The organism is Amycolatopsis sp. NPDC051128 (assembly GCF_040682715.1).
GTDB lineage: Bacteria > Actinomycetota > Actinomycetes > Mycobacteriales > Pseudonocardiaceae > Amycolatopsis.
The window spans coordinates 25,802-37,340 of the sequence record NZ_JBFBBN010000076.1; the positions used below are offsets into that span (position 1 = coordinate 25,802).

Here is an 11,539-nt window from a genome sequence, read left to right on the forward strand (position 1 = left end):
GCGCCCCGCCCCCCGGGGGGTCGCGGGGCCCCGGCGTCTCCCCCCCCCGCCCCGCCCTTCCCGCCTTTGGGTGGCTGGTGGGAAATCATACCCCCTAACCCTCAATGCGACATTCACGGCCGTTGAGCGGGAGGGTTCAGGCGGCGGCGGGAAACCCGCTCAGCGCGCGGTGGCCGGCGTCGGTCAGCTCGGCGGGCGCCCACTGGCCGGGGGCGACGACCAGGGTGGCCCGGATCAGCCCGGCGCGGGCCAGGTCGTGCGCGGTGCTCTGGTCACAGCAGGGCAACCCGTCGACGCGGAGGTCGGGTTCGCAGCTGCAGCGGAGCTCAGCGCGGCCCTCGCCGACCGCCTTGAGCATGGCGATCGCGCGGCGGCTCAGCGCGTTCGGAAGGGTGGACATCGGTCTGGCCTCTCGGTCCGGCGGGGTTCTGACGGCGAGTGCTGCAGCTCGTTACCTAGGAGTACGGGCCGAATGTGAGCCTGGTTCATAACGATCGCTCCGGTTGGCCGCTTGACACGGCGCAGGCCGTCCAGCATGGAGAGACTTCCCGGGGCGTCAGGCCTTGACCACGAACCGCCGCACGCTCTACGGCGACCCCGCCGCCGGATTGAGCTGGAACCCGTGCTTCGTCGCCGACCCGATCACGGCCGACGCGTCGGCCCGGTCGTTCGCCCAGAAGATCGGGATCCCGTCGACCGCGGCCATGATGGTCGCGCCGCGCGCTTCCACCCGCAGGCGATGCCAGGTGTTCGCGAACAGCGCCGGCGCCGCGCCGGACTTCAAGTCCCTCAATGCGACATTCACGGACTTCGTAGATCAGTAGAAATGGCGCAACTCGGGCCACGCCGTCGACCACGGCCGGGTCAGCGAACACAGCGAAAGCACCACACCGTCCTCGTCGTTGTCGACGCCTTCGGCGTTGTGGTGCCTCGCGACCGGCCGGCACGCGGTGATCAGCTTCGCCGCGGGCGAGTCGCGTTCGAACCGCCCGATCAGCAGCACCGGGCCGACCAGCCGGTCCGGCGGCGGGCCCCAGTCGGCGTAGGACATGTGCGGCGAGTACGGCTGGGGCAGGCCGAGTCCGGGTCCGTAGCGCTCGATCGCCCCCGCCTCGCCGTAGTTGCCGGCGAGGATCACGGCGGTGTCGCGGTCGGTGGCCGGGATCCGCGCCCACGCGCCGGCGACGGTTCCGGCGAACTCCGGCCAGCCGACCTGCTCGCCCGGCTCCTTGTTCACCGCCAGCAGCACGCCGTTGAGCGCCGACGCCGGCACCACCGGGAGTCCGGTGAAGACGGACACGGCCACGCACACCGCGGCGGCCGCGCCGGTGAGCACCCGCCGGGTGGTCCGGCCCCGGCCCAGCCACCGCAGCACCGGCTCGGCGCCCAGCGCCACCAGCGGCAGCAGCAACGGCACCGAGTAGTACGGCTTTCCGCCCAGCACCAGGAGTTCCACGCAGACCACCGGGTAGGCGATCGCCAGTGCGCGGGCCCAGCGCAGGCCGGGCTCGCGCCACGGCCGCACGAGCCCGGCGATCCACACGGGCACCAGCGCGGGGGAGAGGTAGACCAGCTGCATCGGCACGAACAGGAGGCGGTTCTCCGCGCCGTCGTCCTCGCTGATCCCGCCGGCGACGGTGAGCATCGGGAAATCGTGTGCCGCCTGCCAGAGCACCACCGGCGCGGCGAGCACGGCGGCGATCCCGATGCCGGCCGCGAGCCACCAGGTCCGCAGCACCCGGCGCGGCCCGGCGACGGCCACGCCGACGCCGAGCCCGGACAGCAGGAGCAGGACCAGCCACTTGTTCGCCATGCCGAGCCCGGCGGCGGCGCCGACCGCGAGCCACCACCGGCCGTCGCCGGTGCGCAGCAGCCGCAGGCCGGACCAGGCGATCAGGGACCACAGCAGCACGTCCGCGGAGTTGGTGGCCAGCATGTGCGACACGACCAGGACGTACGCGGACAACGCCGTCGCGATCGCGGTGAACAGCTGCGCCCCGCGGCCGCCGCCGAACTCGCGGGCGATCAGCGTGACGACCACGACCGTCGCCATCCCGAGGAGCGTCGCGACGACGCGCAGGCCCGTGGGCGTTTCCCCGAACAGCGCCGTCGACGCGCGCGCGAGCCACGGCGTGATAGGCGGCTGGTCGACGTAGCCCCAGTCGGGCCGCCGGCCGGCGGCGACGAAGTACAGCTCGTCGCGGTGGAAGCCGTAGCGACCGGAAAGCAGGGTCAGCACCACCGCCTGGACGGCGACGACGATGCCTGCTTCCCGCGCGGCGAACCGCGGCAACGACCCGGATTCCCGACCGGCCCCCATGGCAGTCTCCCCTCGGTGTGCCGGGGATGGTACCGCCGGGGATCACGCTTCCGGGAGCGCTCCGACGTATTCGGCGCCGGCGTCCGCGACCAGCTCGGCCACCGACTGCGCGCGGCGGATCGGCGTGAACTCCACGTCGCCGCGGCCGGACACGGTGAACCCGTGCACCGCCGGGCGAGGCAGCGTGTTGTACGCGTAGTGCGCGCCGAAGTAGTACGCGCCGGTGTCGTGGGCGACGACGAGGTCGCCGGGGACCAGCAGCGGCAGCGGCCGTTCGCGGGCGAGGAGGTCGCCCGCGAAGCACAGCGGCCCGGCGATGTCCTGGGGCACCACGGGTCCGGTCTTCGGCGTGCCCGCGGCGTCGAGCGCGCCGAGCCGCAGCGGCCAGTGCTCCGGCTGGAGCACCGTGCGGGCCGCCACCTGGGCGCCCGCGTGCGTGACGGCGATGTGCCTGCCGCCCGCGACCTTCGTGTATTCGACGGTGCTGACGAGGAAGCCGTTCTTCGCCAGCAGGGACCGGCCGAACTCCGTGACGTAGGAGTACCGGCCGTCGGCGAGGGCCGGCACTCGCGCGAGCAGCGTCGCGACGTAGTCCGCGTAGGTCGGGCCGGGATCGTCGGAGGCGAAGTTCACCGGCAGCCCGCCGCCGAGGTCGATGCTGGTGACCTGCTGGTACCCCGCTTCGGCGTTGATCTCCTCGGCGAGCTCGAAGACCGCCGCGACGCCGTCGGCCATCAGGCCGGGCGGGCAGCCCTGCGAGCCGACGTGGACGTGCAGCCGGGTCAGCCACGGCCGGTGCGCGAAGGCTTCGCGCAGCAGCGCGCGGTTTCCGTGGTCCCGCAACGGGATGCCGAACTTCGACACCGCGGTGGCGGTGCTGGTGTCGCCGATCCGGCCGGCGCCGACCTGCGGGTTGATCCGCAGGCCCAGCACCGACCGTGGCGGCGTCGCGCCGACCAGCCGGTCGAGCCGGGCCAGCTCCTGGAAGTTGTCGGCGTTGACCGCGGTGGCCTCGGCCAGCGCGTGCGCGAGCTCGGCGGTGGTCTTGGCGGGGGAGTCGAGCACCAGCCGCGGGCCCCGGACGCCGGCGGCCTCGGCCACCGCCGTCTCGCCCGGGCTCGCGACCTCGGCGTCGATCCCGAGGTCGGCGAGGAACCGCAGGAGGGGAGCCAGCCCGCACGCCTTCGCCGCGACCGTGTGCTGGACGCGCCCCAGCGGGGCGAAGGCTTCGGTGAGCTCTTCGACGGCGGCGCGGAGCCCGGCCAGGTCGACGAACCCGGCCATCGGGTCGACGAGCCGCCGGTCCGCGGCGGCGGCCAGGGCGAGCAGCTTGCGGTCGGTGCGGGTCAGGGGCGCGCTGGTCGTGGTCACCCGCCCAGGACAGCAGCGGGCGGGGCGGCCGGTCCAAGACTTCGTTCCGATGAAAGCATAGGATTCCCCTATAATCCCTGGGTGGATCTGCGCCGATGGCACTACTTCGCCGTGCTCGCCGAAGAGATGCACTTCACGAAGGCGGCCGCCCGGCTGTTCGTCTCGCAGCCGTCCCTGAGCCAGCAGATCCGCGCGTTCGAAGCGGACCTGGGCGTCGCGCTCCTCGATCGGTCGGGCCCCCGCTTCGCGCTGACCGACGCGGGCCGGATCGCCGCCGCGGAGGCGCGGGAGCTGCTCGGCCGCCTGGAGCGGGCGCGGGGCGTGATCGCCGCGGCGGGCCGGGGCGACGCCGGGCGGCTCCGGATCGCCTACACCCGGTCGGCGCCCGGCCCGCGGGCCGGCGACCTGGTCGCGGCGTACCGCTCCCGGCACCCCGGCGTCGAGCTGGCGTTGGAGACGGGGTGGACGAGCCTGAACCTGGCCCGGCTGGCGGCGGGCGAAATCGACGTCGGCTTCGTGCGGCCGCCGGTGACCGCCCCGGGGGTCGAGGTCGCGGTGGTCGGCTCGGAGGAGGTGCTGATCGCGCTGCCGTCGGCGCACGCGCTCGCCCGCCGCCGCGGCCGGGTGCGACGGGCTTCGATCGCCGGCGAGCCGGTGGTGTTCTGGCCCCGCGAGAACGGCCCGGGCCAGTACGACGCGATCAGCGGTCAGGTCTGGCCGGGCGGGGTGCCGCCGATCGTGCGGGAGGAACCCGAAGACGAACAGCTGATGCGCGCGGTCGCCGAAGGCGCGGGCATCGCGGCGGTGCCGGAACACCGGGCCCGTGCGCTCCGGCGGCGCGGGGTGGTGTTGCGGCGCCTGGAGGATCCGGTCCCGCGGATCGACCTGGGACTGGCCTGGCGGGCCGGCGCGGTGGCGCCGGTGGTGCGGGCGTTCGTGGACCTCGCCCGGACTCCGGACGGGGAAAGACGCTGAAGGCCACCATCAGGTGATGGTGGCCTTCAGAGGCAGTGAAAGTCAGGAGTGGCGCAGCAGAGCGCCGAAGCCTTCCCAGAGGTCGAGGCGTTCGTCGAGCACCACGACTTCCGCTCCGGTCGCGACCGCCGCGAACGGGATCGCCTCGTCGGCCCGGCGCCGCTCGGGCTCCGGGACGCCGAGCGCCTGCAGCCCGGCCTTGCCGACGGCCACCTGCGCCGGCTCCGGGCCGGCGAACACCGCCGTGTCACCCGGCGAGCCGACCAGCAGCGTCGCGACGTTGGCCTCCGCCAGCGCCGCCGTCACGGCTTCGAGGCCGCTGACCGCCAGGCCCGACGCGCGGCCCGACTCCGCCCGGAACGTCTCGGCCACGTCGTCAAGGCCGGCGAGGTGGCGCCCGGCGAGCAGCTCGTGGACGCGCCGGTCCAGTTCCGCACGCGAGGACCCCGCGGCGCGGCTGCCCGTGTCCACCTCCGTGGTGATCCGGCGGATCGGCGCCGGCAGCAGGCCGTGCAGCTCCGACCGGGCCTGGACTTCGCCGGCCAGGACGACGAACTCCGCACGGGAGCGTTCGACCGCCTTCGCGACGTGGCGCGCGACCGCCTCGAGGTTCTGCCGGGCGGTTTCCTCGGCGCGGTTCTGGATGTCGTGATGGGCCGAGCCGCCGCCGCGCACCTTGTGGACCGGGTGATCGGCGCCTTCGACGGTCTCGGTGCGCGGCTCACCGCGTCCAAACTCGGTGACTTCGGCGCCGACCCGGTCGGTCACGACCACCACGTACGAGGGTGTCTCCTCGACGTGGGTCGCGAGCGGCAGCAGGTACGGCAGCGCCGAGAAGCGCACCACCTGCGTGGGCGGCGGCCCGGCCAGCGCCTGGTCGAGCAGCACCTCGCCGTGCGCGGCGATGATGCTGCGGCCGGCCTTGCCGACGGGCGGCTCGCGGTCGCGGACCGCCCGGAGGACGGCGTCCACCGTCTCCGCGTCGGCCCGCTGGTCGGTCAGCGCCGCTTCGATCTCCTTCGCCCGGAGCGCGAGCAGCTTCGCGGCGTCCCCGGTGTCGTACGAAGCGTCGAAGTGCACCGACGCGAAGGGTCCGTCGGCCGTCGTGAGGCCGTGCCACGCGGAAGTGTCCATAGTGGACTCCTTTCAGCGCTCGAAGATGAGGAATTCCTGTGGTTTCGTCGCCGGGCTAACCGTCGCCGAGCGCCGCCCGCACGGCGGCGACCACGTCCGGGTGGCCGAGGGGCAACGGCGGTGGCACGCGGTCTTGCGGCCCTTCGGTGCTCGACGCGACGACCCGCACGTCCGTACCCGCCTCGCGCAGCTTGGCCACGACGTCGTCGTGCTCGGCCAGCCAGGCGTCGTTGGCCTTCGCGGCGTCGCCGGAAGCGAGGAACGCGTCCGACGCCGGGTCGACCAGCAGCAGGTGCGTGGCCGCGCCCGGGTGGCGTTCCACGAGCTGCAGCGCTTCCGCCGCGAAGGGACCGCTCGCCACGACGGCGACCTCGGGATCGCCGGAGCCGGCGTCGCCGAGGAGATCGTCGGCCTCGGTCAGGGCGCCGCCGGCGGGCACCCGGCACCAGAAGACGGCCCGCTTCCCGGTCAGGGGCCGCCAGGTCGCGGGCAGCTCGTCGTGCTTCGCGGCGCCTGCCGGGTCGAGGACGATCACCTTGGGACCCGCCGGATCGCCGGCGGTCACCACGGACGGGCCTTCAGAGCGAAGGGGTTCGGGTTCGGCGGGCATGCGCCTTCCTTTCACTGTACGGGTTTCAGCGCCGGGGGAGCTCCGGGGTGCCCGTGTCGAGCGGTACGGCGCCGGAGCGGACGAGTCCCAATTGGACGGTCTGGCGGCCGGTCAGCCGCTCCAGGGCCCAGTCGGCGGCCGTGCGCACCCGGTTCCCCGGCATCGCCATGAGGTGGTAGCCGCGCGTCACGGCCTTCGCCGGGAGGCCGGACAGGGGAACGCGCAAGGGGTTCGCCGCGGCCGCGCCGGCGCCCAGGTCGACGACGAAGCCGAGATCGTGGTGCCGGTAGGTGCCGGGGCGGCCGTGCCCCAGCGACGCCGCGACGTTGCGCCCGGCGAGCTTGCCCTGCCGCTCGGCGTGCTGCGCGGTCATCGCGGTGTACTGGCCGGGACGGGTGCGATCGGGCACCGCGGCTGCGTCGCCGCAGGCGAACACGTCGTCGCGGCCCGGCACGGCAAGCTGCTCGGTGACGACCAGCCTGCCCTTCGCGGTCTCGAGCCCGAGATCGGCCACCAGGGGGTCCGGCCGCACGCCGACGCACCACACGAGGGTGCGGGCCGGCACGGCCTCCCCGTTGGTGAGCGTGACGCCCTTGTCGTCGGCGTGGTCCACGGAGGTCTTCATCAGCACCTCGACGCCGCGGGCCCGCAGCACCTTGTCGGCGGTCCGGCCGAGCCGCTTGCCGAGTTCGGGCAGCACGCGTTCGGCGACGTCGAGCAGCAGCCAGCGGATCTTCTGCCCGGCGAGCTCGGGGTGGCGGGCGGCCAGCGCGTCGGTGAACGCCGGACCCTGCGCGGCCACCTCGGTGCCGGTGTAGCCGGCGCCGACGACCACGAACGTGCAGCGCGCGTCGCGCTCGGCGGGATCTTCGGCCGCCGCGGCCAGCTCGATCTGCCGCGTGATGTGGTCGCGCAGGTACAGCGCCTCCGGCACGCCGCGGAAGCCGTGCGCGTACTCCGGCACGCCCGGGATCGGCAGCAGCTTGTTGACACTGCCCGCGGCCAGCACCAGCCGGTCGTAGCGGATCCGGTGCTCGCGGTCCTCCGGGTCGGTGTAGGTGACGTCCCGGGCGTCGAAGTCCACCCCGGTCGCGACGCCCAGCACGAGGCGGACCCCGGGCAGCGTCTCCGGGATCGACACGGTGACCCGTCTCGGGTCGAGGATCCCGGCCGCCACCTCCGGCAGCAGTGGCAGGTAGAGGAAGTAGTCCGTCGGGTTCAGCACGACGATTTCGACGTCGTCTCCGGTCTCCTTCCGCAGGCTCTTCGCCGCGTGGTAGCCGGCGAAGCCGCCGCCGACGATCACGACACGCATGGATCTCCTTCCGGGATCGGATATCCGTCTTTCGCGGATTACCCGGGGCCGGGGTCAGGAAACCCGCGGGGTTGACCTGCGGACGAGGGGGCGTACGGTCATGGGTGTTGGCTGTTGTTCAGACACGTGCTCCGGTCAGCGCTCTGCACACCTGTGAAGCTGTGCACGCCGCGAAAGGAGCGCCATGCGCGACTGTTTCGACACGTTCGACGAACCGTCCGGCCTGACCGTGACCACCACCGAGAGACCGGGTGGAATCCGCGTTTGCACGCTGGTGGGCGACATCGACGCCGCCACTGTCGACACCCTCGACGAGACGCTGGCCACGGGCGAGCGCCTGGTCGCCGACCTGTCCCGCGTCGCCTTCCTCAGCTGCGCCGGGGTCCGGTCGCTGCTGCGGGCGGACGCGCGCACCGAGCTCGCCGTCGTCGGCGGTGGCCACGCGGTGACGCGCTCGCTGGAGGCCACCGGCGCCGACCTGGTGCTGAAGATCCACGCCGGGATGGGGGCCGCCCTCGCCGGCCTGGCCACCCGCGCGGTGCCCGAGCCCGGCCGGGAGACGTGACCGCCCGGCGGCCACGCCTCCCACCGTCCACTGTGGTCAGTCGTCCGGCCACTCGCCGGTGGCCTTGCGGTAACCGACGGCGCCGGCCCGCTCCGTGGCGGCCTTGACGGCGCCGAAGATCGCTCCCTGCACCGCCGCCGCGATGATCACCTGCCGCCAGGTGTGGTCGCGGTCGGTGGCGTCGGGCGCGTCCTCTTCGCCGGACACGCGGGTCCAGACCTGTTTGAACGCCTGACCGGCGAGGATGCCGCCGAGCGCGCCGACGGCCCAGCTCAGGGGCTTGTACAGGACCTTGTTCACGAGTTCCTCCGGCGCAGGATCAGGCGGATCAGGATCACCAGGGCCAGCACGCCGGCGAAGACCGGCAGCGGGTTGCTCCGGACGACGTCGGCGCCATGGCGGAACCTGACCGCGGTCTGCTCGTTCGTCACGTCGGCGACCTTCGCGGTCGCCTCGTCGAGCTTTTCGTCGACGTTCTCCTTGACCCTGGTCTTCACGTCGAGCTTCTGCCCGAGCGCTTCCAGGGTCTCGGTGAGCTCTTCCCGGGTGGCGTCCCGGTCGAGCCGCGCCTCTTCGGCGTTCTTGGGGAAGTCCCCGCTCATGTGCGCACTCCCTGTTTCACGGTCTCCACGTCTTCGCGGACACCGGTGATGGCTTCCTCGGGCACCGGCGGCACCCCTTGGGTGACCTCCTTCTTGCCGACCAGCGCGGCGATCCCGGCGACCAGGAACAGGGCCACCGCGACCAGCACCGCCGCCAGCCAGGCGGGCACGACCAGCGCCAGCGCCAGCACGGCGGCCGCGACCAGCGTGCCGGCGCCGAGCAACGCGAACAGGCCGGCCGCGCCGAACAGCCCGGCACCGGCGCCCATCTTCTTGCCCTTGCGCCGCAGTTCGAAGGCCGCCAGCCGCATCTCGTCCCGGACCAGCCGCTTGACCTCGTCGGTCAGGTCGTTCACCAGCTCGGCGACCGAACGGTCGGCCGCCGGCTTCTTGCTCGCTTCTTCGATCACGGAACACCTCCTCTGCCTGGCCGCCGGTTACCCGGCCGCGCCGCAGGTCAACCACGCCGGGTTTGGCCGCGGCGGCACCGGGTAGCCGAGGTTTTCGACCAACCGATCAAGGAGCAGTGCAATGAGCACGATCACCGAAATCGTGGATGTCGAGGTCCCGGTGTCCACCGCCTACAACCAGTGGACGCAGTTCGAGGAGTTCCCGAAGTTCATGGAGGGCGTCGAAGAGATCCGCCAGATGGACGCCACCCACACCCACTGGGTGACGCGCTTCGGCGGCGTGACGCGCGAGTTCGACGCGACGATCACCGAGCAGCACCCCGACGAGCGGGTCGCCTGGACGTCGGACTCCGGCCCCGACCACGCCGGGGTGATCACCTTCCACCGGCTCGACGAGTCGCACACCCGGGTGACCGCCCAGATGGAGATCGACCCGGAGGGGTTCGCCGAGAACGTCGCCGACAAGCTCGGTGTCCTCGACCGCCGGGTGAAGGGCGACCTGAAACGGTTCAAGGAGTTCATCGAGCAGCGCGGCGGGGAGACCGGCGCCTGGCGCGGTGACGTGGACCGCCCGGGCGGGTAACCCATACGTGGTACACGGCGGGGCGGGTTCCGTCCCGCCGTGTTTCGTGTCCGGAGGCCTCGGGTAGGCCGCACGCATGACGACCACCACTGCCGACGTTCCCACCGTGGAGCTGAACAACGGCGTGCGGATCCCGCAGTTCGGGTTCGGCGTGTTCCAGATCCCGCCGGAGGAGACCGCCCGTGCCGTGCGGACGGCGCTGGAAGCGGGCTACCGCCATGTCGACACGGCGCAGATGTACCGCAACGAGGCGGGGGTCGGCGCCGGCATCGCGGAAGCCGGCCTGGCGCGCGAAGACGTGTTCGTCACGACGAAACTGGCGAACGACGCGCACGGGCACGACAACGCGATCACCGCGCTGGAGGGCAGCCTGCGGCGGCTCGGCTTCGACTACGTCGACCTGTACCTGATCCACTGGCCGCTGCCGCACCGGGGCCAGTTCGTCCGGACCTGGCGGGGTTTCGAGGACATCCTGCGGGCGGGCAAGGCCCGCGCGATCGGGGTGTCGAACTTCCAGCCCGCCCACCTCGACCGGCTCGCCGAGGGGACCGGCACGGTGCCCGCGGTCAACCAGATCGAACTGCACCCCGCGTTGCAGCAGCCCGAACTGCGCGCCTACCACCGGGAGCACGGCATCGCGACCGAGGCGTGGAGCCCGCTCGCGCGGGCCGGCGTCCTCGACGACCCGGTGCTCGCCGGACTGGCGGAGAAGCACGGGCGGACGGCCGCGCAGGTGGTGCTGCGCTGGCACCTCCAGCTCGGGAACATCGTGTTCCCGAAGTCCTCGTCGCCCGACCGGATCCGGCAGAACATCGACGTGTTCGGCTTCGAACTCGACGACGAGGACATGGCGGCGATCGGCGAGCTCGAAGCCGGCCGCCGGACCGGGCCGGACCCGGACACTTTCACGGGGTGACCGCGGCGTTTCTGTGCGCAACCCGGCGGGTACTTCCCGTAGAGGTCCCCCAGGAAGGAGCGTCCGGCATGACCACCAACGCGTATCTGTCGTTTCTCGCGATCGGAGTGGCGCTGGTCCTGATAGACGGGCAAGTCATCTACCGCAGCGGTCGCCGTTACCTGGAGAACTCCTACGGCGACCCGGCGGCCGGCGCTTCGATGACCCGCCTGGTCACGGTGCTGTTCCACCTGGCGACGCTGGGGGTGCTGGCGCTGATCTCGACCATCGACATGGGCGGCAGCGACCTGCCGGGCGTCGTCGGGCGGCTCGGCGTGCTGCTGCTGATCCTCGCGCTGGCCCACGCGATCACCCTCGGCATCCTGGCCCGCATCCGCGGTGAGCAGGAGGTGGAGGCGGTCGTCCAGCGCGGCGGCCGGCGGGCGGCGGTGCCGGAGCAGCACGCCCCGACGGTCACCCCGGTGCCGGGCCAGGACGGCCGGTACCCCGACGTCAGCCCGTCGCTCGAGAACCGGTCCCCGTACTCGGCTCAGTAAGCCGGGACCACCGCCTCTGAAGGCCACCATCAGCGTGCCCAGCGCCCTGATGGTGGCCTTCAGGGGCTTTCCGGCCCAGGCCGGGTAGTTAAGGATTCCTCTGCCGCGCAAGCGGTCAACGGAAGGCCGTGAATGTCGCATTGAGGGACTCTATGTCCCGGACGGCATCGCCCGCAACCCGTGGGAGCCGACGTACGCGGCG

Annotated in this window: 15 protein-coding genes; 5 read left to right on the forward strand and 10 right to left on the reverse strand. The window is 72.8% G+C overall.

Annotation, left to right across the window (positions count from 1 at the left end; all coding sequences use genetic code 11):
* Positions 1-136: 136 nt before the first annotated feature.
* The 4 genes from AB0M82_RS43400 to AB0M82_RS43415 all read right to left on the reverse strand — a co-directional run bounded on the left by AB0M82_RS43400 (position 137) and on the right by AB0M82_RS43415 (position 3,691).
* Complete coding sequence (locus tag AB0M82_RS43400) at positions 137-400, reverse strand: hypothetical protein (RefSeq protein ID WP_364735240.1); 264 nt, start codon at positions 398-400, stop codon at positions 137-139.
* A gap of 186 nt (positions 401-586) precedes the next feature.
* Positions 587-793 carry a hypothetical protein gene (locus AB0M82_RS43405; protein WP_364735242.1) on the reverse strand — a complete coding sequence of 69 codons (207 nt, stop codon included), beginning with the start codon at positions 791-793 and terminating at the stop codon, positions 587-589.
* 24 nt (positions 794-817) lie between these two features.
* On the reverse strand, positions 818-2,320 hold the full coding sequence (locus AB0M82_RS43410; protein WP_364735244.1) for a glycosyltransferase family 39 protein: 1,503 nt from the start codon (positions 2,318-2,320) through the stop codon (positions 818-820).
* A 42-nt stretch (positions 2,321-2,362) separates the two neighbouring features.
* Complete coding sequence (locus tag AB0M82_RS43415; RefSeq protein WP_364735245.1) at positions 2,363-3,691, reverse strand: diaminopimelate decarboxylase; 1,329 nt, start codon at positions 3,689-3,691, stop codon at positions 2,363-2,365.
* A gap of 81 nt (positions 3,692-3,772) precedes the next feature.
* On the opposite strand from AB0M82_RS43415, the gene AB0M82_RS43420 reads away from it, so the two are divergent.
* Positions 3,773-4,666 (forward strand): LysR family transcriptional regulator, encoded by an 894-nt coding sequence (locus tag AB0M82_RS43420; RefSeq protein ID WP_364735247.1) that lies wholly within the window; start codon positions 3,773-3,775, stop codon positions 4,664-4,666.
* A 42-nt stretch (positions 4,667-4,708) separates the two neighbouring features.
* On the opposite strand, the gene AB0M82_RS43425 is transcribed toward AB0M82_RS43420, so the two are convergent.
* Genes AB0M82_RS43425 through AB0M82_RS43435 form a run of 3 tightly spaced genes read right to left on the reverse strand, consistent with a single transcriptional unit; the run spans position 4,709 to position 7,725 of the window.
* Positions 4,709-5,800: a Vms1/Ankzf1 family peptidyl-tRNA hydrolase gene (locus AB0M82_RS43425; RefSeq protein WP_364735249.1), complete on the reverse strand. Its 1,092-nt coding sequence runs from the start codon at positions 5,798-5,800 to the stop codon at positions 4,709-4,711.
* Positions 5,801-5,855: 55 nt separating this feature from the next.
* Positions 5,856-6,410: a hypothetical protein gene (locus AB0M82_RS43430; RefSeq protein WP_364735251.1), complete on the reverse strand. Its 555-nt coding sequence runs from the start codon at positions 6,408-6,410 to the stop codon at positions 5,856-5,858.
* A 25-nt stretch (positions 6,411-6,435) separates the two neighbouring features.
* A complete protein-coding gene (locus AB0M82_RS43435; RefSeq protein WP_364735253.1) occupies positions 6,436-7,725 on the reverse strand; it encodes an NAD(P)/FAD-dependent oxidoreductase in 1,290 nt (429 codons plus the stop codon).
* Between the two features lie 184 nt (positions 7,726-7,909).
* Here AB0M82_RS43435 and AB0M82_RS43440 point away from each other — a divergent pair, with 184 nt between their 5' ends.
* Positions 7,910-8,290, forward strand: a complete 381-nt coding sequence (locus AB0M82_RS43440; RefSeq protein ID WP_364735255.1) for an STAS domain-containing protein — start codon at positions 7,910-7,912, stop codon at positions 8,288-8,290.
* A 36-nt stretch (positions 8,291-8,326) separates the two neighbouring features.
* Here the strand turns inward: AB0M82_RS43440 and AB0M82_RS43445 are convergent, their stop codons facing one another.
* Genes AB0M82_RS43445 through AB0M82_RS43455 form a run of 3 tightly spaced genes read right to left on the reverse strand, consistent with a single transcriptional unit; the run spans position 8,327 to position 9,302 of the window.
* A complete protein-coding gene (locus AB0M82_RS43445; protein WP_364735257.1) occupies positions 8,327-8,590 on the reverse strand; it encodes a DUF4235 domain-containing protein in 264 nt (87 codons plus the stop codon).
* Positions 8,587-8,892: a DUF3618 domain-containing protein gene (locus AB0M82_RS43450; protein ID WP_364735259.1), complete on the reverse strand. Its 306-nt coding sequence runs from the start codon at positions 8,890-8,892 to the stop codon at positions 8,587-8,589. Before AB0M82_RS43450 ends, AB0M82_RS43445 begins: the two co-directional genes overlap by 4 nt.
* The gene (locus AB0M82_RS43455) at positions 8,889-9,302 is read right to left on the reverse strand and encodes a phage holin family protein (protein ID WP_364735261.1); all 414 of its coding nucleotides are present in this window, start codon (positions 9,300-9,302) and stop codon (positions 8,889-8,891) included. Before AB0M82_RS43455 ends, AB0M82_RS43450 begins: the two co-directional genes overlap by 4 nt.
* Before the next feature lie 121 nt (positions 9,303-9,423).
* On the opposite strand from AB0M82_RS43455, the gene AB0M82_RS43460 reads away from it, so the two are divergent.
* From AB0M82_RS43460 to AB0M82_RS43470, 3 genes are all read left to right on the forward strand, one after another.
* Complete coding sequence (locus AB0M82_RS43460; RefSeq protein WP_364735263.1) at positions 9,424-9,885, forward strand: SRPBCC family protein; 462 nt, start codon at positions 9,424-9,426, stop codon at positions 9,883-9,885.
* Positions 9,886-9,961: 76 nt separating this feature from the next.
* The gene (locus AB0M82_RS43465) at positions 9,962-10,801 is read left to right on the forward strand and encodes an aldo/keto reductase (protein WP_364735265.1); all 840 of its coding nucleotides are present in this window, start codon (positions 9,962-9,964) and stop codon (positions 10,799-10,801) included.
* A gap of 68 nt (positions 10,802-10,869) precedes the next feature.
* Positions 10,870-11,337, forward strand: a complete 468-nt coding sequence (locus AB0M82_RS43470) for a hypothetical protein (protein ID WP_364735267.1) — start codon at positions 10,870-10,872, stop codon at positions 11,335-11,337.
* Positions 11,338-11,539 lie beyond the last annotated feature (202 nt).